This window comes from Aeromonas sp. SG16 (assembly GCF_024436135.1).
In the GTDB taxonomy this organism is placed as follows: domain Bacteria; phylum Pseudomonadota; class Gammaproteobacteria; order Enterobacterales; family Aeromonadaceae; genus Aeromonas; species Aeromonas jandaei.
On sequence record NZ_JANFNW010000008.1, the window covers coordinates 67,266 to 92,387 of the forward strand.

The window sequence follows — 25,122 nt, forward strand, 5'->3', positions numbered from 1 at the left end:
TAACTTGGTTGCTGTGATGCGAGCAACGTTATAACCGGGGGTTGCGTCACTCTGAGTGGTTGTGGCACGCGTCACCAGATGACGTCAGGGTGTTATTCAATAATGGCCAGCCGAATAACCCGGAATGCTCCCATGCTGATGTTGATTACCGAGTCGCCGCCAATAGGTGTTGAGCCTGATGGCATCCTTTATCGCACCCCTGATGAGTTGGCACATACAGATGCCAATACCCCTGTCGCTGTAGTGATTGACCTGGCTTCTCCCTCTCTCGCCTTTTTGGAATGGGTGGCGAATCGCACCAGGATTACTATCTGGTTATCCCCCCTGTTTCCGACCCCGGAACACCAGTCACAACTCCATGCTCCTCGGGTTGATGGAGCGACTTTTATCAATTGGTTGTATGGCTGGATGGCACCGGATGACTGTTTGCTACCAGACCAATGTCATGAGGTTCAGACATTATTGCAGTCTCATCGTTATGGTTGGTTGTTGGCGAAAAATGATTTGCCGCGCCATGCCGCGTCTCTGCAAGGAATTGATTACTCTCTGAAGATTGCTTCAGAGGAGGAATGCATGGGGATGACGTTAGAGGATTTTGAGAGCCAGTATCAGCAACTTAAAGCATTGTTGGCACCCAAGGTGTTACACAATGCCCTGTTTAACTACTTACCGCAGGAAAGTTGCTTATTGCTGTCGAGGCATCCACGCCATGTCTTGCTCTGATAAAGCTAAAAAGCGGCGATTGGCGCGACTATGCAATCTCGGGATTGAATTCTATTACGGGGTCGGGTCGTCAAGTGAACGTAAACAGATCGATAAAAATCACGCTCGCCAATTGTGGCTACAGGGGGCGAGCGAAGGCTGTGCCGATGCCATGAATATGTTGGCGGGCACCAGCGAACACCCGATGGAGGGCCGCCACTGGTATGAGGCCGCCGCGCGACAGGGAAGCGCAATCGCTATGTGTGCCCTGGGCGATATCCACTCTCTGGCGGGAGAGTGGGAGCAGGCAAACGCCTGTTTTCTGCAGGCAGCACAATCCGGGTCAGATAGTGCGATGTATTCTCTGGCTTTCAACATCCAGCATGGGCGGGGGTACCGTCAGGATGAGAGGTTGGCGATGTATTGGTATCGCCGGGCGGCAATCAGAGGGCATATATGGGCTATCTACTGCCTCGCCAGACTGCTTGAGTCCGGATCGCCGGCAGAGCAGACGGTATCTCGTGAATGGCTCAAGAAAGGTGTCAGTTTGCGGCACAAGGCGAGTGTCATGCGTTTTGCCTTACTGGAAGCCCAGAAGAAGGGTAAGCGAGGGATTCAATGGTTAGAGATGGCATGCACGATGCGCCATGTAACCGCACTCGCCTGGTTGGTTAGAGAGGCAACAGAGGGACGTTTAGAGTTGCAAGGAGAAGTGACGACAGCCCATTTACAGTCTCTGATCAACGATTTGTCATCGATCTCCGATGAATTATTGCCTGAAGAGCGTTGCTATCTACCTGAAGATTATTGGGCTGAAATTCGACCAGTGATGGATGCGTCGCTACCTGTCTGGCAGTGGGAAAATCATAGTCCTCTGATAGTCACATTGTCATACGATGCATTGTTCTTCTGACTAACATTTTGCGTTCCGGAATGTCGGCAAGCTCACACTCCTGATGGCTTGGTCATTTGAGGCCGGCAGTGGATGGGATAACCTGAATGCGGCGAGGCCGCCTGACGGCTTCACACAGGGAGAGTGCGCATTCAGGCGCCTAAACGACTTATTGCAGAGGCTGAACATGAATAAATCGATGCTTGCCGTGTTGGTCGGCGGATTGCTGGCTGCGGGCGCCGTGCAGGCGGCTGCTCAGGACAACACCTGGTATGCCGGTGGCAAGGCCGGTTGGTCCAACTACTACGGTGTAGATAAAAACCAGGATATCGCCAGTGCCTTCAATGCTGTAGGCAACAACAGCGAGGACAAGAACGATCTGGGGCTGGGTGCATTCGCCGGTTACCAGCTCAATCCCAACCTCGGGTTTGAACTGGGCTACGACTGGCTCGGCAAGTACAAGATGAGTGGCGGCAGCGGGGTGACGACACTCGATGGCGAGGCGAAGAGCCAGCTGGTGCAGGCCACCATGAAGATCAGCTTCCCAGCGACCAGCACCCTTGATCTCTACGGTCGTCTGGGTGGTGGCTATGCCTGGACGGATAGCAAGATCAACTTTGGCGGCGTGAGCTATACCGGCAAGAAACATGGTGCTGCCTTTGTCGGGGCGCTGGGGGCTGAGTACACCATCGACCAGAACTGGGCGGCGCGGCTGGAGTACCAATACACCACCCCGCTGGGCGACACCTCCATCGATCGTTCAGGCATCGAGCTGGACAACGGCTTGCTGGCGTTTGGCATGCTCTATCGCTTCGGCCAGCAAGGGGAGGCCGCTCCGGCTCCAGCTCCGGTAGTTGCCGCCCCGGCTCCGGCCGTGGTGGTAGCACCCAAGGAGTTCAGCCTGAGCTCCGACGTGCTGTTCGAGTTCAACAAGGCGACTCTCAAGCCGGCCGCCAGCGAGGCGCTCAATGCCCTGTTCAGCCAGATCGTGGCCGCCAATCCGAAGGACGGGGTGGCCACCGTGATCGGCTACACCGACCGTATCGGCTCAGACAATTACAACCTCGCCCTCTCCGAGAAGCGGGCCCAGAGTGTGGCCAGCTATCTGGTGGCCAAGGGACTCTATGCCGACAAGGTTCGGGTCGAGGGGCGTGGCAAGGCCAATCCGGTAACCGGCAGCAACTGCACCAGCCACTCCAAACAGGCGCTGATCGCCTGTCTGGCGCCGGATCGCCGGGTCGAAGTCCATCTGGAAGGGGTTTCCCATCCGGCTCAATAAGATGGCAAGAAATGCGGGAGGCCTGGCCTCCCGTTTTTTTATGGACAACAGGTCGTGCAAGACAATGAATCAGCGAATATTTTCGATATGGAAAATATCGGTGATATGGGAGGTAAATAAATAGATGAAAAAATATCGATTTAAACTTTGCTCCCGCAGAGCCTTTTGGTTAGAATCCCTGCGTGTTATCAACAGATGGATGAATATTATGGACTGCGACAGTTGTAGCCGATTGCAAATCGCGATGCGGGTTTACCAGAGCTGAGGCCGAATATTCTCTCTTTTCCTCCTCACTCTGATTGCTCGAACGTAGCATTAGAGTGCAGCACTTCAATGAGTCACCACTGACTCCCGCAACAGCCAAGGCCCCGTTTTAACAGGGATTGTCGTTGCAAACCGGATTGTTCCACTCATCTGCGAGCCGCACCGCCTCGCGAATCATGTAATCGCACGCTTCATCGTCGCCCCTGTTGCGCAGCAAGTCCGTGTTGCCGTCGAGCAGCATCTGACTGGCCGTTGTGCAGCCGGAGCGCGAGTGGGCGTCGAAGAACAAGATGAATTCCACCATATTGAAAACGGCTCTGTTTTCGATAGGCGTGGTTGCGAATAAATATATCTTTGGTTTGTGTGAAATATATATCTGGTGGTTTTGATTTTTCGCTGAAATATATTCCATAGCCTGTCACTTTTCTGTGAATGGCTCAATGAAACACGCCTGACATTATTTGACTCGCGCCATTATCTTGTAGTTCGCAATTGTTATCCTGATTTTCGTTATCACTTACTGGCACTGCTGGCGGATACCCGTATCCAGCATGCGCCCTGGCAAACTCGGAGGAAAACCGATGACCGAAGAGCCCAAACCTCGACCCTCGGGGTCCACGCCTCCCCACTCCTGATCCCCCTGCGGGGACGGGATGCGGTGTCCTGACCCCTGATCTGACCCAACCATGCTGGTTAGCGCGACGGCAGACATTTGTCTGACGGGCCGCCCCGTGTGCGGCGATTGAGCGCATCGGCAGCGTGTTGGGTTCACTGCCTTTGATATCAGTACTGACGCCAGGCCAAGCCCGCGACGGGGCCCGCCTGTGCGTAAAAATCAGGATAAAGAGTCATGAAACAACAACATACCGCCAGCCGGCACAAGCAGAAGGGCTTTGTTGCGCCGGGTACGCAGAGAGAGAAGATCTCCTCCCGGGTGCTCGACGAGGCCGACAAATCCCTCGAGTACACCCTCACCGCCGTGCGCAGCAACATCGACGGTCTGACTGCGACCGAGGCAGCCAACCGGCTGGCCGAGTTCGGTCTCAACGAGGTGAATCACGACAAGCCGCCCCATGCGCTGATCCAGCTGCTGCAGGCGTTCAAGAACCCCTTTGTAATGGTGCTGATCGCGCTGGGTCTGGTCAGCTACGTCATGGATGTACTGATGGCCGAACCGGGTGACGAGGATTGGGTCAAGGTGATCATCCTCGGCGTGATGGTCAGCCTGAGCGGCCTGCTCCGTTTCTGGCAGGAGTATCGCTCCGCCAAGGCGGCCGAGGCGCTCAAGTCACTGGTACGCAATACCGCCACCGTGCAGCGCCGTCCCTCGCCGGGGGCGACCCCCCAGCGCAAGGAGGTGGCGATGACCGAGTTGGTGGTCGGCGACATTGTGCACCTACAGGCGGGGGACATGATCCCGGCCGACATCAAGCTGATCGAATCCCGTGATCTCTTCATCAGCCAGGCTGTGCTGACCGGCGAAGCACTGCCGGTCGAGAAGTACGACACTCTGGGCGCTGTGGCCGGCAAGTCGGCGGAAGGCTCCGGTGCTGGCGATGGCGGGATGCTCGATCTGCCCAACATCTGCTTTATGGGGACCAACGTGGTGAGCGGTACCGCCCGCGCCGTGGTGGTGGCCACCGGCAGTGATACCTACTTTGGTTCGCTGGCCCGCAATGTGGTGAGTCACAAGCGCATCGAGACCAGCTTCGATCGCGGCGTAAACAGCGTCACCAGGCTGCTGATCCGCTTCATGCTGGTGATGGTGCCCATCGTCTTCATGCTCAACGGCATCAGCAGTGGCGACTGGATGTCGGCACTCACCTTCGCGCTGGCAGTGGCGGTGGGCCTCACCCCCGAGATGCTGCCGATGATTGTCTCCGCCAACCTGGCGCGTGGCGCGGTGGCGATGGCCAAACGCAAGGTGGTGGTGAAGCGGCTCAACTCGGTGCAGAACTTCGGTGCCATGGATGTGCTCTGCACCGACAAGACCGGCACCCTGACCCAGGACAAGATCATCCTCGAGCACCACTACGACGTGCGTGGCAACCGGGACGACCGGATCCTGCAGCTGGCCTGGCTCAACAGCTTTCATCAGAGCGGCATGAAGAACCTGATGGATATCGCGGTGATCGAACACGCCGATGCCCTGGGTGAGAGCTGCAAGCCGGCCAACTATGGCAAGGTGGACGAGCTGCCGTTCGACTTCGTGCGCCGTCGCCTGTCAGTCATTGTGCAGGACGATCTGGGCCAGCAGCTGATGGTTTCCAAGGGGGCGGTGGAAGAGATGCTGGCCGTCTCCGGCCATATCGCCGATGGCAAGGAGATCCGTGCACTGACCGACGCCGATCGCCGTGCCTTGCTGCGCCAGAGCGAGGAGTTCAACGCCGAGGGGTATCGGGTGCTGATCGTGGCAACCCGCGAGATCCCGGCGGGCGAGCGCAAGCAGAGCTATCGCACCAGTGACGAGGTCAATCTGGTGGTGCGCGGCTTCCTCACCTTCTTCGATCCGCCCAAGGATTCGGCTGCACCAGCTATCCGCGCGCTGAACGACTATGGCGTGGCGGTCAAGGTGCTGACCGGTGACAACCCCATCATCACCAGCAAGGTGTGTCGCGATGTGGGGTTGGAACCCGGCGTGCCGCTGCTCGGTAAGGATATCGAAGGGATGGACGACGTGGCGCTGTGCGAAGCGGTCAAACAGACCACCATCTTCGCCAAGCTCACCCCGCTGCAGAAGTCGCGGGTGGTGAAGGCGCTACAGGCCAACGGCAATACCGTCGGTTTCCTTGGTGACGGCATCAACGATGCCCCGGCGCTGCGGGATGCGGACGTGGGGATCTCGGTGGATAGCGGTGCCGACATCGCCAAGGAGACTGCCGACATCATCCTGCTGGAGAAAAGCCTGATGGTGCTGGAGGAGGGGGTGATCAAGGGACGCGAGACCTTTGGCAACATCTTGAAGTACCTCAACATGACCGCCAGCTCCAACTTCGGCAACGTCTTCTCGGTGCTGGTGGCCTCCGCCTGGTTGCCCTGGGCACCCATGCTGGCGATGCAGATGCTGATCCAGAATCTGGTGTATGACGTCTCCCAGATGCTGCTGCCGTGGGACAAGATGGATCCCGAGTTTCTCAAGCGGCCGCGCAAGTGGGAGGCGAGCAACATCAAGCGCTTCATGCTGTGGCTTGGCCCGACCTCGTCGGTGTTCGATATCAGCACCTATTGCCTGATGTGGTTCGTGTTCGGTGCCGGTGCCCTCTATGCCACCGCCAACGGCAGCATGGATCCGCTGGTCAACGGTCAGGCCATCATGAACTCCGGCTGGTTTATCGAGGGGCTGGTGTCGCAGACGCTGGTGGTACATATGCTGCGTACCCGCAAGATCCCGTTCCTGCAGAGTACCGCTACCCTGCCGGTGCTGCTCTCCACCTCGATCGCCATTGCTATCGGCTGCTACCTGCCCTTCTCGCCTGTGGCTGAGCACTTCGGCTTCATCACCCTGGATGGGCCCAAGTACTTCATGTGGCTGGTGATCACCATGCTGGCCTACATGGGGCTGACCCAGACCGTCAAGAGCATATACATCAAGCGCCACGGTCAGTGGTTCTGATGAAGAGCTAGCAAAAAGGCCGGAGTGATCCCCGCGCGACAGAAAAAAGAGAGCCAGCCCGCGCAAGCGGACTGGCTCTCTTAATTTGGTGTGGCCCGACACCCTTGTTGGCGAGTACCGGTCTGTGGCTCAGAGCTTGAACAGCGGGCGCAGGCGGATGCCGATCAGGCTGCCAGCGAGGGCCATCAGCATCCAGACCCAGCCGTGCAGGCTGCCGGAGGCGGTGCCATCGAAGAAGCCGCCGAGGTTGCAGGCGCTGTACATGGCGCCCATCCCCATCAGCAGGCCGCCGAGGATGGATGCCAGACTGTTGCCGATCCGCATCGGGGCGAAGTTGCCGCCACCGCTGATGCAGCGCGCCAGCATGGCCCCCAGAATGCCGAGCCAGAACATGCCGACCATGGGGTTGATGAAGAGCGGCTGGGCCAGCTTGGGGTTGCCCTCGAACAGGCCGAACAGAGAGGCACCGCGCAGCGCCATGTCATAGACGGCGCCGGTGATGGTCCAGGCCGAGCCGTGCAGGGCGACGACAGTGGAGTTGAGTATGGCGATGATGATGCCGCCGGTCAGCACGGTGAAGCGGCCATCGCGCCAGAACAGGTTGCCGCCGCTGAAGAGGGGCTTGAGTTCGCCGGTACGCTTGAGTTCGCTGTTGCGAAACAGCAGGAACAGCGCGGCGACCAGCGCCAGGTTGAGCAGCATGCCGCTCCAGATATTGCCGGTCAAATCCTTGGCCAGCACCACATGGCTGGAGAAGGTGGCCTCCAGTTCGGGGCGGAACTGGTTGCTGATGAGGGTGCCGATGCCGTAGCAGATCAGCACCAGCCAGAAGCGGGGTTGCCCCTCGCCGCAGCAATAAAGAGTACCGGTGGCACAGACGCCAGCCAGCTGCATGCCGATGCCGAACAGGAAGGCACCGACGATGAAAGGAATGCCGATAGCCATCACGTTACCCACCATGGCATCGCCAAACAGGGCGTGACTAAAGGAGAGGAAGGTGGTGAACAGCAGAATTTCGATGGCGATGGTGAGCAGGTGAACCCGCACATAGTAGCTGTTGCGCTTGGTCAGCATCTCGCGCCAACCGAACACGATGCCGAAGCGGCTGAAGGAGAGGGTGAAGCCGAAGCCGAATCCGATCAGGGCCATCAGAGCCCATTTCATACCAAAGGTGTTGCCGAGCCAGAGTAACGCTCCCCCCGCGATTGCCACGATGGGGAGCGACCATTTTCGATTCATAACCGTTAATCCTTATAGCTGGATGGAGAATAGGGAGTGCGGATCCTATTCCCTCATTGAATCCAAGGCTACCGGTTTAGCAAAGAATGAAGCGAGCAAATGGCATCTCGCTTCTGATGGTTTTGTTATCTACTGGTTTGATTTTGAAGGATTTATGCTGCTTGCCGCTACAGGTGTCTTGCCGCTGCGCAGCCCATCCAGCGTAAAGATCACCAGTGCGCTCCAGATGCAGGCGAAGGTGATGAGCTTGTCCATTGCCAGCGCCTCACCGTAGAGGGTGACGGCTAGGATGAACATCATGCTGGGGCCTATGTACTGGAAGAAACCCAGGGTGGAGAGCTTGAGCCGGGTGGCCGCCGCGGTGAAGCAGAGCAGTGGAGCGGTGGTAACGGCGCCGGCGGCGATCAGCAGCAGGTTGAGCTGCCAGCCGTTCTCCGTCATGTGGCTGGTTGGACTGTCGGCGATACCCCACAGGTAGAAAGCGGCCGCAGGCAGCATGATGAGCGTCTCCAGCAGCAGGCCGGTAAGGGCATCGAGGGCCAGCTTTTTGCGCACCAGACCATATAGAGCGAAGCTCGACGCCAGCACCAGTGCGATCCAGGGCAGGGAGCCGAAGGCGATGAGCTGGATTCCCACCCCGATAAAGGCGAGGGCGACCGCCCACCACTGCAGGCGGCGCAGCTTCTCGCTCAGAAACAGCATGCCCAGCAGCACGTTGAACAGCGGATTGATGTAGTAGCCGAGGCTGGCATCCAGCATATGGCCATTGTTGATGGCCCAGATGAAGAGCAGCCAGTTGCCCCCCACCGTGAAGGAGGTAAAGGCGAGGGTAAGCAGCACTTTCGGCCGACGCAGCACCGCCTGCACCTTGTGCCACTGGCGGCCCAGCAGTACCAGCACCATCAGCAGGGCGCAGGACCAAATCACCCTGTGGGTGAGGATCTCGATGGCCGGCACGGCGGCAATGGTTTTGAAATAGATCGGGGCTATGCCCCATAAGGTATAGGCGCTGAGGGCGTAGATGATCCCCTCGCGCTGGGTCTGTTGCGACATGCAGATAGCCTTCACTGGAGTGCAGATGTTGGAAAAACATCGCAAAAAATCAGTGTAGCGATCCTTGTGCGGGGAAAGAAGCGAATAAAGCGAAGTCTGGCGGAGGAGGGGGATCAGCCTTTACCGCGGCGGATCTTGTCCACATCCATCAGTAGCCACAGCATCAGGGCGATAGCGGAGATCCAGGGGCCCCAGGTCACGTAGGCCTCGCCGTGCCCCAGCACGAAGAACAGCAGGGGCAAACCGATCACCAGAAACAGGACACTTCCCAGAAAAAATAGCATTTTTGTCTTTATATTTAATGGCTTGCTTATTTGATGATTATATCGATTGTGCCGCCTGATGGAAGACCGAAATGCAAAAGGGGGGATTTCTCCCCCCTAGCTGATGATGATGGCTGTTTATCCCCTTATTCGAGCTGGATCCAGGTACTTTTCAGCTCGGTATATTTCTCCAGCGCGTGCAGCGACTTGTCGCGACCGTTGCCGGACTGTTTGAAGCCGCCAAACGGCATGGTCATGTCGCCGCCATCCCAGTTGTTGACGAAGACGGTGCCGGCGCGCAGGGCGCGTGAGCCCTTGACCGCCTTGTTGAGATCCGCCGTCCAGATTGCCGCGGCCAGTCCGTAGTCAGTATCGTTGCCGAGCGCGATAGCCTCCTCCAGCGTATCGAAGCCGGTCACTGCCAGCACCGGGCCGAAGATCTCCTCGCGGAAGATACGCATCTGCGGAGTGACTTCATCGAAAATAGTGGGTTCGATATAGAAGCCGCCGCTCACTGTGTTGGTGCGGTTGCCCCCCAGCAGCAGCTTGGCTCCCTCCTGTTTGCCAATTTCGATATAGCGCAGCACCTGCTCCATCTGGATGTGATCCACCATGGCGCCGATGCGGGTAGCGGGGTCGAGCGGGTTGGCCGAGATCCACTCGCGGGCATGGGCCAGCAGTCGCTCCATAAATTGCGGCTTGATGCTGTTTTGCACCAGCAGCCGGGAGGCGGCGGTACACACCTCGCCCTGGTTGTAGAAGATGGCACCTGCGGCGCTTCTGGCGGCAGCGTCCAGATCGGGCACGTCAGCCAGAATGATGTTGGGGCTCTTGCCGCCGCACTCCATAAAGGCGCGCTTGAGGTTGGATTTGCCGGAGCACTCTACCAGATGCTTGCCGATTTTGGTGGAACCGGTGAAGGTGATGCAATCCACATCCATGTGCATGGCCAGCGCCTCGCCTACGGTATGGCCAAAGCCGGGCAGCACGTTGAATACGCCGTCGGGAATACCCGCCTCCTTGGCCAGACCCGCGATGCGCAGGGCGGTCAGGGGGGACTTTTCGGAAGGCTTGAGGATCACCGAGTTGCCGGTGGCGAGCGCCGGGCCCAGCTTCCAGCAGGCCATCACCAGCGGGAAGTTCCAAGGCACGATGGCGGCGACCACCCCGAGTGGTTCGCGGGTCACCAGCGCCAGAGCGGATTCCTCGACCGGTGCGACCTGATCGTAAATCTTGTCGATCGCTTCGGCGTTCCAGGCGATGCAGTTGGCTGCGGCCGGAGCGTCATAGCCCATGGCATCGCCGATGGGTTTGCCCATGTCCAGCGACTCCAGCAGCGCCAGCTCCAGTTTGTTGAGGCGCATCAGTTCGGCGAAGCGCTGCATGATCTGCTTGCGCTGTTTCGGTGGCAGGCCGCTCCAGCGTTTGTCATCGAATGCGGCACGAGCGGCCTGTACCGCCAACTCGGCATCGGCGGCGTCGCAGGCGGCCACTTTGGTCAGCAGCTTGCCGTTGGCCGGGTTGATGCAGTCGAAGGTGGCGCCATTGATGGCATCCCGATAGCTGCCATCGATAAAGGCTTGCGAGGGCAGGGTCAGGTGGGAGGCCTTGTGTTGCCACTGGGCCAGGGTCAGGTCACTCATGTTCACTCCTTGAACCGGCAAAAGTCACTATCCGCGTATCAATATGCTAAACATCCTGCCGCTTGTAAATCCATTCTGTAACAATTCATTAAACATTGGACTGTTTTTAACCGATGCCAGTCAGTTAGAAACTGGCGGGAGTATTGGCTGAAATCAGCACGCACTCCTGCTCGCCCACGTTGCGAAAACGGTGGGGGGTTCGGCTGTCGAAGTAGTAGCCATCGCCCGGCGTCAGCAGGTAGATCTGCTCGCCGACGGTCACCTCAACCTCGCCCTTGATGACGATGCCGCACTCTTCACCCTCGTGGCTCAGCATGTCGTCACCGGTGTCGGCTCCGGCTGGCAGGGTCTCCTGCATCATGCCGATGGCGCGGTTGGCACGGCTGTGGCCCACCAGTCGGTAACTGATGGGATGGGTGCCGAGATCCGGCATATCGGCGGCGCGAAAGACCACTTCGGAGTCCATTTCGGTCTCGTCGGTAAAGAAGCTGGCCAGCGACATGGGGATCCCTTCCAGCACCTTGCGCAGGGAGGCAACCGACGGGCTCACCTGATTTTTCTCGATCTGGGAGATGAATCCGTTGGTCACGCCGGAGCGTTTGGCCAGCTCGCGCTGGGAGAGGCCGGCTTTGGTGCGAACCGCCTTGAGGCGGTGGCCGATATCCATCGATAGACACTCCTTGACTGTTTACTATTATTAAATTTGTGTTAAATATCTTATACCACCCCGTTCAGCACAGCTAGTTGGGGTGAGATCAGATAGGGCCATAATGAGCCCTTTTTTAAGGATTCAGGTGTTTAATTTAATAGGCAATGGCCGATAGTTGCTAAACACCTTAAGGATGAGGTGACCATGAAACCGATCAGCGACATCAATACCCCCTCCGACATGTCCGCCTTCTGGATGCCGTTCACCGCCAACCAGCAGTTCAAGGCGGCGCCGCGCATCCTGAAGTCGGCGGAGGGGATGTATTATCACTCAGAGGATGGCCGCAAGATACTGGATGGCACAGCCGGACTCTGGTGTTGCAACGCGGGCCATGGTCGGCGCGAGATTGCCGAGGCGGTCTCCCAGCAGATTTCCCACCTCGATTTTGCCCCCACTTTCCAGATGGGCCACCCGCTGCCGTTCGAGCTGGCCAACAAGCTGGTGGAGATTGCTCCCAAGGGTTTTGGCCACGTCTTCTATACCAACTCCGGCTCCGAGTCGGTCGATACCGCGCTCAAGATTGCGCTGGCCTGGCAGCGGGCCCGCGGTCAGGGCACTCGCACCCGGCTGATTGGCCGCGAGCGTGGCTATCACGGGGTCGGCTTCGGTGGCATCTCGGTGGGGGGCATTCCCGGCAACCGCAAGTGGTTTGGTTCCCTGCTGACCGGGGTGGATCATCTGCCCCATACCCTCAATATCGCCAAAAATGCCTTCACCAAAGGACTGCCCGAGGAGGATGTGGCGCTGGCCGACGAGCTGGAGAAGATCGTCTTTCTGCACGATGCCAGCAATATCGCGGCGGTGATCGTCGAGCCCATCGCCGGCAGTACCGGCGTGCTGATGCCGCCCAAAGGCTACCTCAAGCGGCTGCGGGAGATCTGCACCAAGCACGGCATCCTGTTGATTTTTGACGAGGTGATCACCGGTTTCGGTCGCCTCGGCTCCCCCTTTGCCGCCCAGGAGTTCGATGTCATCCCCGACATGATCACTTGCGCCAAGGGGCTGACCAACGGTGCTATCCCGATGGGGGCTGTGCTGGTGCAGAAGCACATTTATGACGACATGATGGCGGCAGGCAAGGGGGCCATCGAGCTGTTCCACGGCTACACCTACTCCGGTCATCCGGTGGCTGCGGCTGCGGGTCTGGCGACCCTCGAGATCTATCGCAACGAGAACCTGCTCAGCCGCGCCGCCGATCTGGCGGGCTACTGGGAGGAGGCGGCCCATTCGCTGAAGGGCTGCAAGCATGTGAAGGATGTGCGCAACTACGGGCTGGTGGCGGGCATCGAGCTGGAATCCATGCCGGATGCGCCTGGCAAGCGCGCCTACGAGGTGTTTGTCCGCTGCTTCGAGAAAGGTGCGCTGATCCGGGTGACCGGCGACATCATCGCCCTGTCGCCACCCCTCATTATCGAGCGCAGTCAGATCGACGATCTCTTCACCATGCTGCAGGATGCCCTGCAGGCCCAACCCTAACCCATTTGGTGGCCCCGCTCTGGCGGGGCCTTGCGTTGCCTCGTTTTGACGAGTGCTGCGCCACCACGATATCAGTCATCACGGAGGATACATGACATACAGGGTCAGCAACTTCATCAACGGCCAACCGCAGGAGAGTCGCAGCGAGCGGCAAGGGGCCATCTTCAATCCCGCCTGTGGCAAGCAACAGGGGAGCGTGGGGCTTTCCAGCGCCGCCGAGTGTCAGGAGGCGATCGCCATTGCCGAGCGCGCCTTTGCCGACTGGTCACAAACCCCGCCGCTGGTGCGGGCTCGGGTCTTTTTCCGCTTCAAGGAGTTGATGGAGCAGCACAGAGACGAGCTCGCCCAGCTCATCAGCCGTGAACACGGCAAGGTCTTCTCCGATGCGCAGGGTGAGTTGACCCGCGGGCTGGAGGTGGTGGAGTTTGCCTGCGGCATTCCCCATCTGCTCAAGGGGGAACACTCCCTCAACGTCGGTCGCGGGGTAGACAGCTACTCCATGATGCAGCCGGTCGGGGTCTGCGCCGGTATCACCCCGTTCAACTTCCCGGCCATGGTGCCGCTCTGGATGTTCCCGGTTGCCATCGCCTGCGGCAATACCTTTATTCTCAAACCCTCCGAGAAGGATCCCTCCCTCTCGCTGCGGATGGCCGAGCTGCTCAAGGAGGCCGGTCTGCCGGACGGCGTGCTCAACGTGGTGAACGGTGACAAGGAGGTGGTGGATGTGCTGCTGACCGACCCGCGAGTAGGTGCCGTGTCGTTTGTCGGTTCCACCCCCATCGCCCAGTACATCTATGCCACCGCCTCGGCCCACGGCAAACGGGTGCAGGCGTTGGGCGGCGCCAAGAATCACATGGTGGTGATGCCGGATGCGGACCTCGATCAGGCGGTCTCCGCCCTGATGGGGGCTGCTTATGGGGCGGCGGGTGAGCGCTGCATGGCGATCTCGGTGGCCGTGGTGGTGGGTGACGAGACCGCCGATGCGCTGGTGGCCAAATTGACACCGCTGGTGGAAAAACTGCGAGTCGGCCCGGGGCTGGGTCAGAGCCCGGAGAACGAAATGGGGCCGCTCATCAGCAAGGAGCATCTGGCCAAGGTACGCGGCTACGTGGATCAGGGGGTGGCCGAAGGAGCCGCTTTGCGGGTCGATGGTCGTACGCTGAGCCACGATGAGGGTTACTTTATCGGTGGCTGCCTGTTTGATGAGGTAACCCCCGAGATGCGCATCTACCGCGAGGAGATCTTCGGCCCTGTGCTCTCCATCGTGCGGGTGCCGGACTACGAGACGGCACTGCGCCTTATCAACGAACACGAGTTCGGCAACGGTACCGCCATCTTTACCTGTGATGGCGACACCGCGCGGGACTTCACGGCGAGGGTGCAGGTCGGTATGGTAGGGGTGAACGTCCCCATTCCGGTGCCGATGGCGTTTCACAGCTTTGGCGGCTGGAAGCGCTCCATCTTCGGGCCGCTCAACATGCACGGGCCGGACGGGGTTCGCTTTTATACCCGGATGAAGACGGTGACGGCGCGCTGGCCCCAGAGCCTGCGCAGTGGTGCCGAGTTCTCCATGCCAACCATGAAGTGATGAGCCCAAGGCCCACCACCATGATTTGATTCTCTTGCCCCCGCAGATCGCTGGTCTGCGGGGGCTCTTCTGTAAAGGAGCAACAGATGCGATTGGGAATTCTCGATTGTGACCGGCTGGATCCCGATCTGGCGGATCGTTTTGGCCCCGTCTACTCCGAGATGTTTATCAGGGGGTTTCAGCCGCTGGCACCCGAGCTGGAGTTTCGGGTCTGGTCAGCCATCGATGGCGAATTACCGGAGGATCTGCATGAGTGCGATGCCTGGCTCATCACAGGTTCGCGCCACGATGCCTACAGCGATATCCCCTGGATCCAGGCACTGCGCGGCTGGATCCGCCGTGCCCACGATGCTGACGTCAAGCTGGCCGGGATCTGTTTCGGCCATCAGGTGATCGCCCAGGCGTTGGGGGGCGAAGTGGTGAAATCCACCAAGGGGTGGGGGCTGGGGGTATCGGTTCACCCCATGCTGGAAGATGCCCCCTGGATGGCGCCGTCGCGGGATCATATCCGCATTCTGGCGAGCCATCAGGATCAGGTTGCCTTGCTGCCACCCGGAGCAACCCGGCTGGCGGGCAACGATTTTTGTCCCAACTTCATGTTCTTGCAGGGGGACAACATAGTGGCCATTCAGGGGCACCCGGAGTTCTCGGTGGAGTACAACCGGGCGCTGATCGAACGGCGCCGTGGCCTGTTGCCCGACGAGCGTTACCAGAGCAGCCTCTCCTCGCTGGAGGGGGAGGTGGATTCGACCACCATGATGCAGTGGTTGCTGCAGTTTTTGGGGATCCTGCCGCTGCGGGCTGGCGCGGCCTGAGCCCGGTTTGTCAGCGACCCCCTTCGGGTGCTAGATTTTGTAGCAAAATGAAGGATCAAGCGCTGCGATGTCGGGATCGGATGATACACTGGCCGCCCTTTGTGGCGGCCTGTTTGTCTGGCGTGATCGCCGCACCAGCTTGAGAGGGTGAAGCCTTGAAACTACAGCAATTGAAGTACTTGATCGCGATCCGGGACCACAACCTCAACGTCTCGGTGGCATCCGATGCGCTCTATACCAGCCAGCCCGGGGTCAGCAAGCAGATCGGCCTGCTGGAGAGCGAGCTGGGAGTGCGGATCTTCGAGCGCCGTGGCAAGCATCTGCACCGCATCACCCCGGTGGGCGAGGAGATCATCAAGTGTGCCGAGGCGATGCTCAACATCGAGAGCAAGATCAAGGCGATCTCCCGCGAGTATCTTGATCCGACCGTGGGCACTCTCAACATCCACACTACTCACACCATTGCCCGCTATCTGCTGCCCAAATCGGTTACCTACTTCACCAAGAAGTACCCCAAGATCTCGTTCCACCTCCATCCGGTGATGTCGGCGAGCAAGGAGCAGATCAGCAAGGGTTACTCCGATTTCTCCATCGTTGCCCACGAGATTGGCTTCGACAAGGAGCTGATAGCGCTGCCCGCCTACCTCTGGACCCTCTCGCTGGTGGTGCCGCAGGGTCACCCGCTGGCCAAGGTGAAGAAGCCGACCCTGGAGCAGCTCTGCCACTACCCGATCCTCAGTTACGAGAGCGGTGCCACCGGTCGGCAGGTGCAGGATGAGGTGTTTCAGGCGGCGGGGCTGACCCCGAGCTACTACATGACGGTAATGGATGCCGGAGTGATCAAGCGCTATGTGGAGCTGGGTTTTGGCATCGGCATCATCTCCTCGCTGGTGGCCAACGACACCGACAGCCCCGGGCTGGTCTCCATCAATCTGGAGCACCTGTTCAAGCCCTGCCCGGCCCAGATCTGCTTCAGCAAGAGCATCCTGCTGCAGAACTACATGTATGACTTCATCAGCTCCTTCTCTCCCCACCTCACCAAGGAGGTGATCCAGAGCGTGATGCAGCAGCCGACCCAGGCGCGCATCGACGAGCTGTTGGCCGGGGTGGAGCTGCCCATCTATTGATCCCGATCGGATTCCCGATCGCTGCCGGTTGTCTCTTCTGTCAGGCTGGGCTCTACTCGGGGTTCAGCCTGTCTCTTTTAGGCTATCTCCATCGTCCGAGGTCTCTATGTCCCGCATTCTGCTGCTTGCCAATCTCAACTGTGATCATGTGCTATCCCTCTCCGAACCGCTGGTGGCGGGGGCCCGGCTGCAATATGTGGATCAGGGGCGCAGGCTTGGGGGCGGCGCTGCCAATACCGGCATCGGGCTGGTGTGGGCAGGTCACGAGGTGACCATCGCCTCCCGCATCGGACTGGACGAGACCGGCGACTGGCTGCTGGAGCAGGCGGCCGGTTACGGGCTGGATTGCAGCCATGTGGAGCGCTTTGGCGGCGAGACCGGCGAGCTGCTGATTCTGGTGGACTCCACCGGCGAGCGCACCATACTGCGCCGCCCACGACGCCCCGATCTGCCCGGCGATCTGCCGCTGGAGGGGATCGACTGCCTCTACGTGAACTATCCCGGTACCGCCATCATCAGCTACATGCGCCAGATGCTCGGCAAAAGCTTCGTGGTGGCCCAGTATCCCAAGGGGGGGCAAGCGCGCCGTCCCTGCCACGTGCTGGTGGCTTCCCGCTCCGATCTCGGCGAGGTGAGCGACCCCTGGCAACATGCCCGCCAGCTGGCGGGGGAGCAGCTGGAGTGGCTGGTGCTGACCGAGGGTAAGGCGGGCGCAGTGGCCATCCATGGTGAGGAGCAGATTAGGGTCGCCGCCCGGCCAGTTTCGGTGGTTGATACCACGGGGGCAGGGGATGCTTTCGCAGGGGGATTGATCCATGGTCTGGCACGAGGCATGGCGATCAAGGATGCGCTGCAGTGTGCGGTGGACTGGGGCGCATTTGCCGTCGCCTCCGAGAGTTCCATCCCCTCGGTCGCGCTGAAAAACTGGCTGAAACAGCCTCACTGACGCCCCGTTCATTCACTGTTCGAAGGGGGATTTCCCCTCTTGTCTGTTGGGTGCGGCGGTGAGGAATTTCGGGAAATTTAGCCGCCAGAATGGAGGCAAACGCCGGGCTAACCCGGCAAGTTTGCGATCAATCAAAGAAAGTGTCGATTTATGTGCATCTTCATCGACACCCGGTTGTGCTGCTCTTAACCTTGTCACTCCGCAACTCAGATTAAGAGACAGGCCCCCCTCTGGTGGACAGAGGCAAACCGGTTGTCTCCTGCCTCTTAGCTCAATGTTGTCGTCCTGATTCCTGGCTTGTAGTAAGAGGCAAGTGCGACCATGCAACTGACACGATTTACCGACTACGCCCTGCGTACCCTGACCTTCCTGGCGGTGCAGCCGGGCGATCGCCTGTCGACCATTACCGAAGTGGCCGATACCTTCGGCATCTCTCGCAACCACGTGGTCAAGATAGTGCACCAGCTCGGCATCAAGGGGTACATCGAAACGGTGCGTGGCAAGCATGGCGGTATCCGGCTCGGTCGCTCCGCGGTCTCCATCAACCTGCGCGATGTGGTGATGGACATGGAGCACGTGCTCTGTCCGGTCGACTGCAAGCGCGAGAACTGCCGTCTCTCCGGCGGCTGCCGCATTCAGGGCATTCTGCGCCGCGCCATGAACGCCTTCCTCGAAGTGCTGGGTGAGTACACCCTGGCCGATGCGGTACGCGATCCGAACCGTCTTTGCCATCTGCTGGGCATCGAGCAGGAGTCCATTCTGGCAATGGCCTGATGGGCAGGAAACAAGAACAGTTAAGAAAGGGGCCTGATGGCCCCTTTTGCTTGTCAGCGATTACCCGGCTGGCGGATCAGGGTGATGGCGCCGTGCAGACAGGCGAGGCCACAGGCACCGCAGCCATTGCAGGCATCCATGTTGACGTTGATGCCATCGGCAGTGGCCTTGATTGCCTGCTGGGGGCAGGCATCTTCACAGAGCAGGCAGTAGAAGCCCTGACGGGCCTGACAACTCTCTTCAATCTGGACCCGGGTCTGCACCTGACGGCCCAGTTGCAAGTCGAGCGCACCGGTCGGACAGGCTCTGGCGCAGCTGCCGCAATAGCTGCACTGGCCGCAGGCGAGATCGAGCACCGGGGTGCCGGCAATCGGGCTCCCCTCGTACTCCTCCTGCATGGCCGGTTTGAGCAGACCGCGCGGGCAGGCCTTGAAACACTCGCCGCAGCGGGTGCAAAGGGTGAGGTACTGGGACTCCTCGATCGCCCACGGCGGGCGCGCTTCATGGCAAACCACCGCGGGTTTGCGTGAAGCTTGCCAGCCTTGTGTCAGCCAACGGAGGAAATAATGAGTCATGCCCACCCCTGATACCTATTAGGGGTTAATTTTATCGAAGTTTGCGAGGGCAGGCCAGAGAATAGCAGCCGTCAGGATCGCAAGGGCTGTTGCCCTTGTGTAAGCTAGGCGGGTCTCTTTTCCGTGGTTGAATGAAAACATATGTGGTTATTTCTCTGGCGTTCGTCCCTGCTCTATATCTTCCCCCTGCTGATGTGGGGCTACTGCCGCATCAAGGGCATCGAGTTCGTCGAGCTCGATACCGGGGTCAACAGCCACAAGTGGGTGGTGCTCGCCGCTTACCTCATCTATGTGCTGCTCTGGCTGCTGGCCAACCGTTATCTCGAACTCTTCCTGCGCCAGCGGAGCCGTAAATGATCGAGCCCGGGCTCTGGGTCATCCTGCTGCCAGCCGCCCTGCTGGCACTCGGCACAGGCTGGCTGATTGGCCGGCGCAGCAGCACGGCGCAGACTCAGGAGCTGCTGCTGGCACAGGAGCGTTATCAGGCTCTGCAGGAGCGTTTTGACGAACTGCAGGATGAGCGGCAACAGGGGCAGCAGAAGCTGGATCAGCAGCAGACCCTGCTGATCAAACTCACCGCCCGTCTCAAGGATGCGGAAGCAACCCTGCGCAGCGAGCGGCTGGCCGCCGCCGAGAAGCTGCAACTGCAACAGGAGGCGGAGCAGCGCCTCAGTCAGCAGTTCGAGAACCTTGCCAACCGGATCTTCGAGCAAAACTCCGGCAACTTCCGTGAACTCAACCAGAACAGCCTCGATCTGCTGCTCACTCCGCTCAAGGAACAGCTGGAGGGCTTCCGCCGTCAGGTGGGGGAGACCCACGCGCAGGAGACGGCCCAGCGCCACAGTCTCAAGTTCGAGCTGGAGCGCCTCGCCGAGCTCAATGCCCGCATGACCGAAGAGGCTGCGGCACTGACCAGAGCCCTCAAGGGCGACAGCAAGCAGCAGGGCAACTGGGGGGAAGTGGTGCTGGCGCGGATCCTCAGCGAGTGCGGTCTGCGCGAGGGTCACGAGTACCACACCCAGGTCAATATCGAGGTGGAGAAGGGCAAGCGCTACCAGCCCGATGTCATTGTCCACCTGCCGCAGGAGAAGGACATCATCATCGACGCCAAGGTGTCGCTGACCGCCTACGAGCGCTGGTACAACGCCGATGACGAGTTGGAGAAGTCTGTTGCACTCAAGGAGCACGTCGCCTCGGTGCGCAACCATATCCGCGAGCTGGGTCGCAAGGATTACCAGCAGTTGCCCGGTGTGCGTACCCTCGACTATGTGCTGATGTTCGTGGCGGTGGAGCCCGCCTTCCTTACCGCGATGGAGGCCGATCCCTCGCTGGTGCGTTACGGTCTCGACAACAATATCCTGTTGGTGAGCCCCACCAACCTGATGGTGGCGCTGCGCACCATCGAGAACCTGTGGCGCTACGAGCGGCAGAACCAGAATTCCCGCCAGATTGCCGAACGGGCCGGTCGCCTCTACGAAAAGCTGCGGCTGTTTGTCGAGGAGATGCAGCAGATGGGCGGCAGCCTGCACAAGGCGCAGGAGAGCTACGACAAGGCGATGGGACGGCTGGTCAACGGCCGTGGCAACCTGATCGCGCAGGTCGAGCGTTTCCGCGAGCTGGGGGTGGAGGTGACCAAGAGCCTGCCAGAGCCGCTGGTGGAGCGGGCACTGGAGCGTGACAAGGAGCAGGAGTAGTTTTTACCTGCACTGTCATCAGCCAAGTCCCAAACACGGTTTGGGTCTTTTGCTATCTGTCAGTTGGCCCAGTGCTTACCCATCATCAGAAATCCGCAAAGCAAACGGCCCACCGAAGTGGGCCGTTGTTATTTGCACTGCCGGTGTTAATCAGCGGCTGGCGGCGCGGGCGCTCAGTTCGGCTTTCTCGCTATCGCTCAGGAAGGCCAGGGTCAGGCCATTTTGTTGGGCAGTGCGGATTTCGCTCGCGGTCATGCCGGCGGCTGGGGCGGCCACTTCATATTCGTGGGGCAGATCGATGCCTTCCACCGCCGGGTCGTCGGTGTTGAGGCAGGCCAGCACGCCGGCAGCCAGGAACTGGCGGATCGGGTGTTCGGTCAGGCTCGCCACCGTGGTGGTCTGGACGTTGGAGGTGAGGCAGGATTCGATGCCGATGCGGTGCTCGGCCAGATAGGCCATCAGGGCCGGATCCTGAATCGCTTTGACACCGTGGCCGATACGTTCGGCACCCAGTTCGCGAATGGCCTGCCACATGCTCTCGGGCCCAGCCGCCTCACCGGCGTGCACGGTGACGCGCATGCCTGCATCGCGCACCTTGCGGAAGTGGTCGACAAAGAGTTCCCCCGGGAAGCCCAGCTCGTCACCGGCCAGATCGATGGCGACCAGCTTGTCGCGGTGGGCCAGACAGGCGGCCAGCTCCTGATTGCACTGCTCGGTGCCGAAGGTGCGGCTCATGATGCCGATCAGATTGGCCTTGATGCCGAAGTCACGGCTGCCCGCGGCCACGCCGTCGATGATGGCTTCCACCACACCCTGCGGGTGCAGCTTGTGGGTCATCGCCATATAGGCCGGGCTGAAGCGCAGCTCGGCATAGTCGATACCGGCGCGCAGCAGGTCTTCCACGTTCTCGTAGGCAACCCGGCGGCAGGCGTCATAGTCGGCCAGCACGGCAACACCCCAGTCCAGTTTCTTCAGGAAGGCGACCAGACTTGGCTCGTTCTCGACGATCTGTACGTGGGGGCGCAGCGCCTCCAGCTCGAAGGCGGGCAGCTGGATATTGTGTTGGCGACCCAGCTCGAGGATGGTCTGCGGACGGATGTTGCCGTCCAGATGGCGGTGCAGGTCGGTCAGGGGGAGAGATCTGTCAATCATGATGGCGCCTTCTTCGAGTCGGGTTTGAAAGCCTGCCATTCTAGGCGGGGCTTTCAAAAAAGATACCCCGTTTGCTGGCAAACGGGGTCTTATTGGTCGGTGATTTATCAAGGCGTGATGGGAATCGTTTTTCCCCGGGACTCAGGAGAGATCGAGTTCCTTCAGCTTGCGGGTGAGGGTGTTGCGACCCCAGCCAAGCAGACGGGCCGCCTCCTGCTTGTGGCCATGGGTGTGCTCCAGCGCCGTCTCCAGCATGATCCGTTCGAACTGGGGCATGGCATCGGCCAGGATGTCTGTCTCTCCCAGCGCCAGCTTGCTGGCCACCCACTCCTGCAACTGTTGCTGCCAGCAACCGGGCAACGCCGGTTGGCCGGGCTCGGCGTTGTGGGTGATGGGGGTAAGCAGTTCGGGGGGAAGATCGCTCACCAGCACCTCCTGCCCGGAGGCCATCACGGTGAGCCAGCGGCAGACGTTCTCCAACTGGCGCACGTTACCCGGCCAGGGCAGGCGACTGATATAGGTCTGGGTGTCAGGGTGCAGGCTCTTGGCCTCCACGTTCAACTCCTTGGCGGCGCGCAGCAGGAAGTGACGGGCCAGCTGGGGAATATCCTCACGGCGCTCCTTGAGGGCGGGAATATGGATGCGAATGACGTTGAGGCGGTGAAACAGATCCTCGCGAAACTCGCCATCGGCGACCCGCTTCTCCAGATTCTGGTGGGTGGCGGCTATGATCCGTACATCAACCTGCACCGGCTGGTGGCCACCGACCCGATAGAACTGGCCATCGGCCAAGACCCGCAGCAGCCGGGTTTGCACATCAAGCGGCATGTCGCCGATCTCGTCGAGAAACAGGGTGCCGCCATCGGCCTGCTCGAAGCGGCCGTGGCGGATGTTGTTGGCGCCGGTGAAAGCCCCCTTCTCGTGACCGAACAGCTCGGATTCGATGAGATCTTTCGGGATAGCCGCCATGTTGAGGGCGATAAAGTTTTTGTGGGCGCGCGGGCTGTGCTTGTGCAGGGCATGGGCGACCAGCTCCTTGCCGGTGCCGCTCTGGCCGTTGATCAGCACCGAGATGCTGGAGCGTGACAGGCGACCGATGGCGCGAAACACCTCCTGCATCGCCGGCGCCTCACCGATGATTTCGGGAGTGGCGGTGGCCTCTTGCTGGCGAGACTTCCGCTTGGTGCGCTGCTCTTTGAGGTGATTCTCGGCGCGGCGCACCAACGTCACTGCTTCGTCGATGTCGAACGGTTTGGGCAGGTACTCGAAGGCGCCGCGCTGGTAGGCGTTGACCGCGCTGTCGAGATCCGAGTGGGCGGTCATGATGATGATGGGCAGATCGGCCTGACGGCGGTGGATCTGCTCCAGCAGGCTCAGGCCGTCGATGCCCGGCATCCGGATATCGGAGAGGATGACATCGGGTGAGCGCAGCTCAAGGGCATGCAGCAGGGCTTCACCATCGGCAAAGCTCTCGCAGTTGAAGCCTTCGCTGCCGAGGGTGCGTTCCAGCACCCAACGGATAGAGCTGTCATCGTCGACGATCCACACTTTGGCTGTCATGGTGTTCCCTTACTTGCGAAGCGGTAGAAAAATGGTGAATTCGGTGTGGCCCGGCCAGCTGATGCAGTCGATTTTCCCCTTGTGCTGGTCGATGAGGTTCTGGGCGATGGAGAGGCCAAGCCCGGTGCCGCCCTCTTTGCCGGTGATCATGGGATAGAAGAGGGTGTCGCGGATGGCATCGGGAATACCGGGGCCGTTGTCGATGATCTTGATCTCCGCCGCCAGCCGGTAACGCTGGCCGTGGATGGTGATCTGGAACGCGGTGCGGGTCTTGATGCGGATAAGCCCGGTTTGATCGCCCAGCGCTTCGGCGGCGTTGCGCACTATGTTAAGAAACGCCTGCTGCAGCTGATCCGGCTCCATCTCGAATTCGGGGATGCTGGGGTCGTAATCCCGCTCGATGCGCACCGTCGGTGGCAGCTCCAGCTCCACCAGTCGGCGTACCTGCTCCAGCACCGAATGGACATTGTGCATCTGGTGGCGGCCGGGGCGCTGGGGGCCGAGCAAGCGATCGACCAGTACCCGCAGCCGATCGGCCTGTTCGATGATGATGCCGGTATATTCGCGCAGGGCGGGGTCGGGCAGCTCCTTTTGCAGCAGCTGGGCTGCGCCGCGCAGGCCACCGAGGGGATTCTTGATTTCGTGGGCGAGACCGCGCACCAGCTCCTTGGCTGCCAGCTGCTGGGCATGCTGCTGCTGCTCCTGACTGATCTTTTTCTGCTGGTCGATCTTGCGAAGCTCCACGACCAGCAGGCGCTGCTCGTGGTCGGCCATGGGAGTCGCACTCAGCTCTACCAACCGCGGTTCTCCCTCTACCACCAGAGTCACTTCGCTATCGGTAAAGCCCTGCCCCGAAACGAGGCACTGTTTCAGTCGTTGCAGGTCGAGGGAGATATGTTCCAGCAGATGGGGCAGTTCGATGCCGATCAGCCGCCGTTCACTGAGAGAGAGCAGCTGCTCGGCGGCAGGATTGACGAACTGGATGCAGAGCCGTTCATCCATCAGGATCACGGCGGTCAGCAAATTATCCAAGAGTGTTTTGGCGTTGTCCGAGCGGGTTGGCACTGGTTTCTCCCTAAAACGGTGCTGTGCACCTGCAATGCACCGATATGGTGCATTGAGTTTACCCGCATCGGTGCGCTATATCACCCCTGGTTGGCTTTGGGGGTGGGTTTGGGAGCCGGATCCACGCTTGCTCTATGCAGGTAAAAGGTGACTGGAGTCGATTTAGCAAGGATCGTACCGTCTTTGGCGAGCAGTTCGAGCTGGGCCTCGTGGGCGCCGCGATCGACGTTTTCGATCCGGATCGAGAGGCTGTTGCTGACAAGGGGAGCCGCTTTGCCATCCAGGGTCAGGCGCACATCATACTGGGTGGGGGGCTTGGGGCTGATCTGGCCCTGAAAGACGATATTGCCGGTGTTGTCGCGCAGGGTGCTGCCCTGTTCCGGTGAAAGCAGGGCGATGACCAGCTTGGCTGCCTCTTTCTTCTTGTTGGCATCGACACCGGTCAGGGAGTTGAAGTTCTCCACCTGTACCGAACGGGGGGCTCCGCTGAGGAAGGGGGCCGTGCGCAGATCGACTTCCTTTACCTTCTTGCCGGGAGGAGGGGCATCCGTGTAGTGGGTGACGCCATTGCCATCGACCCAGGAGTAGACCTTGGCTGCATGTGTACCAAACGAGGTCAGCAACAGGAGGGCGACAAGCCCGATGCCATACTTGTTGTTCATCCATCTCTCCTTGACGGTATCTTGCTTAATC

At 60.0% G+C, this 25,122-nt stretch carries 23 protein-coding genes; 12 read left to right on the plus strand and 11 right to left on the minus strand.

Annotation, left to right across the window (positions count from 1 at the left end):
- Window positions 1–132 precede the first annotated feature (132 nt).
- The 3 genes from NOM67_RS16920 to ompA all read left to right on the plus strand — a co-directional run bounded on the left by NOM67_RS16920 (window position 133) and on the right by ompA (window position 2,873).
- Window positions 133–723: a hypothetical protein gene (locus tag NOM67_RS16920; protein ID WP_156854214.1), complete on the plus strand. Its 591-nt coding sequence runs from the start codon at window positions 133–135 to the stop codon at window positions 721–723.
- Window positions 710–1,615, plus strand: coding sequence for a tetratricopeptide repeat protein (locus NOM67_RS16925; RefSeq protein ID WP_198038023.1), 906 nt, complete (start codon window positions 710–712; stop codon window positions 1,613–1,615). Before NOM67_RS16920 ends, NOM67_RS16925 begins: the two co-directional genes overlap by 14 nt.
- A 166-nt stretch (window positions 1,616–1,781) precedes the next feature.
- Window positions 1,782–2,873: a porin OmpA gene (ompA, locus tag NOM67_RS16930; RefSeq protein WP_255938881.1), complete on the plus strand. Its 1,092-nt coding sequence runs from the start codon at window positions 1,782–1,784 to the stop codon at window positions 2,871–2,873.
- Between the two features lie 373 nt (window positions 2,874–3,246).
- On the opposite strand, the gene NOM67_RS16935 is transcribed toward ompA, so the two are convergent.
- On the minus strand, window positions 3,247–3,549 hold the full coding sequence (locus tag NOM67_RS16935) for a hypothetical protein (RefSeq protein WP_104016265.1): 303 nt from the start codon (window positions 3,547–3,549) through the stop codon (window positions 3,247–3,249).
- Between the two features lie 438 nt (window positions 3,550–3,987).
- Between NOM67_RS16935 and mgtA the strand changes: the two genes are divergently transcribed.
- Entirely contained in the window at window positions 3,988–6,750 is a 2,763-nt protein-coding gene (gene mgtA / locus NOM67_RS16940) for a magnesium-translocating P-type ATPase (RefSeq protein WP_042031942.1), read from the plus strand.
- A gap of 129 nt (window positions 6,751–6,879) precedes the next feature.
- Here mgtA and NOM67_RS16945 read toward each other — a convergent pair whose 3' ends face one another.
- From NOM67_RS16945 to NOM67_RS16965, 5 genes are all read right to left on the minus strand, one after another.
- Window positions 6,880–7,989, minus strand: a complete 1,110-nt coding sequence (locus NOM67_RS16945) for a YeeE/YedE thiosulfate transporter family protein (RefSeq protein ID WP_192849751.1) — start codon at window positions 7,987–7,989, stop codon at window positions 6,880–6,882.
- A 129-nt stretch (window positions 7,990–8,118) separates the two neighbouring features.
- Entirely contained in the window at window positions 8,119–9,042 is a 924-nt protein-coding gene (gene rarD, locus NOM67_RS16950; protein WP_156854206.1) for an EamA family transporter RarD, read from the minus strand.
- A 113-nt stretch (window positions 9,043–9,155) separates the two neighbouring features.
- Entirely contained in the window at window positions 9,156–9,326 is a 171-nt protein-coding gene (locus NOM67_RS16955) for a hypothetical protein (protein WP_005341999.1), read from the minus strand.
- Window positions 9,327–9,451: 125 nt separating this feature from the next.
- Complete coding sequence (locus NOM67_RS16960; protein ID WP_043850693.1) at window positions 9,452–10,948, minus strand: aldehyde dehydrogenase; 1,497 nt, start codon at window positions 10,946–10,948, stop codon at window positions 9,452–9,454.
- Between the two features lie 124 nt (window positions 10,949–11,072).
- Complete coding sequence (locus NOM67_RS16965; RefSeq protein WP_124242138.1) at window positions 11,073–11,615, minus strand: cupin domain-containing protein; 543 nt, start codon at window positions 11,613–11,615, stop codon at window positions 11,073–11,075.
- 186 nt (window positions 11,616–11,801) lie between these two features.
- Between NOM67_RS16965 and NOM67_RS16970 the strand changes: the two genes are divergently transcribed.
- The 6 genes from NOM67_RS16970 (at window position 11,802) to NOM67_RS16995 (ending at window position 18,383) form a co-directional block, all read left to right on the plus strand.
- Window positions 11,802–13,133 (plus strand): aspartate aminotransferase family protein, encoded by a 1,332-nt coding sequence (locus NOM67_RS16970; protein ID WP_255938882.1) that lies wholly within the window; start codon window positions 11,802–11,804, stop codon window positions 13,131–13,133.
- Between the two features lie 91 nt (window positions 13,134–13,224).
- On the plus strand, window positions 13,225–14,721 hold the full coding sequence (locus NOM67_RS16975) for a CoA-acylating methylmalonate-semialdehyde dehydrogenase (RefSeq protein WP_139395260.1): 1,497 nt from the start codon (window positions 13,225–13,227) through the stop codon (window positions 14,719–14,721).
- Window positions 14,722–14,807: 86 nt separating this feature from the next.
- On the plus strand, window positions 14,808–15,536 hold the full coding sequence (locus tag NOM67_RS16980; RefSeq protein WP_156854202.1) for a glutamine amidotransferase: 729 nt from the start codon (window positions 14,808–14,810) through the stop codon (window positions 15,534–15,536).
- A 155-nt stretch (window positions 15,537–15,691) separates the two neighbouring features.
- On the plus strand, window positions 15,692–16,663 hold the full coding sequence (locus NOM67_RS16985; RefSeq protein ID WP_156854200.1) for a LysR substrate-binding domain-containing protein: 972 nt from the start codon (window positions 15,692–15,694) through the stop codon (window positions 16,661–16,663).
- A gap of 106 nt (window positions 16,664–16,769) precedes the next feature.
- On the plus strand, window positions 16,770–17,609 hold the full coding sequence (locus NOM67_RS16990) for a PfkB family carbohydrate kinase (protein ID WP_019445767.1): 840 nt from the start codon (window positions 16,770–16,772) through the stop codon (window positions 17,607–17,609).
- 321 nt (window positions 17,610–17,930) lie between these two features.
- Window positions 17,931–18,383 carry an Rrf2 family transcriptional regulator gene (locus tag NOM67_RS16995; RefSeq protein ID WP_033114760.1) on the plus strand — a complete coding sequence of 151 codons (453 nt, stop codon included), beginning with the start codon at window positions 17,931–17,933 and terminating at the stop codon, window positions 18,381–18,383.
- A 53-nt stretch (window positions 18,384–18,436) separates the two neighbouring features.
- Here NOM67_RS16995 and NOM67_RS17000 read toward each other — a convergent pair whose 3' ends face one another.
- Window positions 18,437–18,958 carry a ferredoxin-type protein NapF gene (locus NOM67_RS17000; RefSeq protein ID WP_042031934.1) on the minus strand — a complete coding sequence of 174 codons (522 nt, stop codon included), beginning with the start codon at window positions 18,956–18,958 and terminating at the stop codon, window positions 18,437–18,439.
- A 141-nt stretch (window positions 18,959–19,099) separates the two neighbouring features.
- On the opposite strand from NOM67_RS17000, the gene NOM67_RS17005 reads away from it, so the two are divergent.
- Both NOM67_RS17005 and rmuC read left to right on the plus strand, forming a co-directional pair.
- Complete coding sequence (locus NOM67_RS17005) at window positions 19,100–19,315, plus strand: hypothetical protein (protein WP_033114762.1); 216 nt, start codon at window positions 19,100–19,102, stop codon at window positions 19,313–19,315.
- On the plus strand, window positions 19,312–20,652 hold the full coding sequence (rmuC, locus tag NOM67_RS17010) for a DNA recombination protein RmuC (protein ID WP_255938884.1): 1,341 nt from the start codon (window positions 19,312–19,314) through the stop codon (window positions 20,650–20,652). The genes NOM67_RS17005 and rmuC overlap by 4 nt, the downstream gene beginning before the upstream one ends.
- A gap of 150 nt (window positions 20,653–20,802) precedes the next feature.
- Here rmuC and add read toward each other — a convergent pair whose 3' ends face one another.
- The 4 genes from add to NOM67_RS17030 all read right to left on the minus strand — a co-directional run bounded on the left by add (window position 20,803) and on the right by NOM67_RS17030 (window position 25,091).
- Window positions 20,803–21,804, minus strand: coding sequence for an adenosine deaminase (add, locus tag NOM67_RS17015; RefSeq protein WP_043850769.1), 1,002 nt, complete (start codon window positions 21,802–21,804; stop codon window positions 20,803–20,805).
- Between the two features lie 141 nt (window positions 21,805–21,945).
- Entirely contained in the window at window positions 21,946–23,364 is a 1,419-nt protein-coding gene (gene glnG, locus NOM67_RS17020; protein ID WP_033135371.1) for a nitrogen regulation protein NR(I), read from the minus strand.
- Between the two features lie 9 nt (window positions 23,365–23,373).
- Entirely contained in the window at window positions 23,374–24,429 is a 1,056-nt protein-coding gene (glnL, locus tag NOM67_RS17025) for a nitrogen regulation protein NR(II) (protein WP_043850701.1), read from the minus strand.
- An 80-nt stretch (window positions 24,430–24,509) separates the two neighbouring features.
- Complete coding sequence (locus NOM67_RS17030) at window positions 24,510–25,091, minus strand: DUF4124 domain-containing protein (RefSeq protein ID WP_201930943.1); 582 nt, start codon at window positions 25,089–25,091, stop codon at window positions 24,510–24,512.
- Window positions 25,092–25,122 lie beyond the last annotated feature (31 nt).

Excerpts from the sequence above, each read along its gene's own strand:
- glnG (WP_033135371.1), bottom strand. The coding sequence starts at position 23,364 with ATGACAGCCAAAGTGTGGATCGTCGACGATGACAGCTCTATCCGTTGG.
- NOM67_RS16975 (WP_139395260.1), top strand. The coding sequence starts at position 13,225 with ATGACATACAGGGTCAGCAACTTCATCAACGGCCAACCGCAGGAGAGT.
- NOM67_RS17005 (WP_033114762.1), top strand. The coding sequence starts at position 19,100 with ATGTGGTTATTTCTCTGGCGTTCGTCCCTGCTCTATATCTTCCCCCTG.
- add (WP_043850769.1), bottom strand. The coding sequence starts at position 21,804 with ATGATTGACAGATCTCTCCCCCTGACCGACCTGCACCGCCATCTGGAC.
- NOM67_RS16980 (WP_156854202.1), top strand. The coding sequence starts at position 14,808 with ATGCGATTGGGAATTCTCGATTGTGACCGGCTGGATCCCGATCTGGCG.
- NOM67_RS16925 (WP_198038023.1), top strand. The coding sequence starts at position 710 with ATGTCTTGCTCTGATAAAGCTAAAAAGCGGCGATTGGCGCGACTATGC.
- NOM67_RS16960 (WP_043850693.1), bottom strand. The coding sequence starts at position 10,948 with ATGAGTGACCTGACCCTGGCCCAGTGGCAACACAAGGCCTCCCACCTG.
- NOM67_RS16995 (WP_033114760.1), top strand. The coding sequence starts at position 17,931 with ATGCAACTGACACGATTTACCGACTACGCCCTGCGTACCCTGACCTTC.
- NOM67_RS17000 (WP_042031934.1), bottom strand. The coding sequence starts at position 18,958 with ATGACTCATTATTTCCTCCGTTGGCTGACACAAGGCTGGCAAGCTTCA.
- NOM67_RS16935 (WP_104016265.1), bottom strand. The coding sequence starts at position 3,549 with ATGGAATATATTTCAGCGAAAAATCAAAACCACCAGATATATATTTCA.
- NOM67_RS16970 (WP_255938882.1), top strand. The coding sequence starts at position 11,802 with ATGAAACCGATCAGCGACATCAATACCCCCTCCGACATGTCCGCCTTC.
- NOM67_RS16945 (WP_192849751.1), bottom strand. The coding sequence starts at position 7,989 with ATGAATCGAAAATGGTCGCTCCCCATCGTGGCAATCGCGGGGGGAGCG.
- NOM67_RS17030 (WP_201930943.1), bottom strand. The coding sequence starts at position 25,091 with ATGAACAACAAGTATGGCATCGGGCTTGTCGCCCTCCTGTTGCTGACC.
- NOM67_RS16990 (WP_019445767.1), top strand. The coding sequence starts at position 16,770 with ATGTCCCGCATTCTGCTGCTTGCCAATCTCAACTGTGATCATGTGCTA.
- NOM67_RS16955 (WP_005341999.1), bottom strand. The coding sequence starts at position 9,326 with ATGCTATTTTTTCTGGGAAGTGTCCTGTTTCTGGTGATCGGTTTGCCC.
- rmuC (WP_255938884.1), top strand. The coding sequence starts at position 19,312 with ATGATCGAGCCCGGGCTCTGGGTCATCCTGCTGCCAGCCGCCCTGCTG.
- rarD (WP_156854206.1), bottom strand. The coding sequence starts at position 9,042 with ATGTCGCAACAGACCCAGCGCGAGGGGATCATCTACGCCCTCAGCGCC.
- mgtA (WP_042031942.1), top strand. The coding sequence starts at position 3,988 with ATGAAACAACAACATACCGCCAGCCGGCACAAGCAGAAGGGCTTTGTT.
- ompA (WP_255938881.1), top strand. The coding sequence starts at position 1,782 with ATGAATAAATCGATGCTTGCCGTGTTGGTCGGCGGATTGCTGGCTGCG.
- NOM67_RS16920 (WP_156854214.1), top strand. The coding sequence starts at position 133 with ATGCTGATGTTGATTACCGAGTCGCCGCCAATAGGTGTTGAGCCTGAT.
- NOM67_RS16965 (WP_124242138.1), bottom strand. The coding sequence starts at position 11,615 with ATGGATATCGGCCACCGCCTCAAGGCGGTTCGCACCAAAGCCGGCCTC.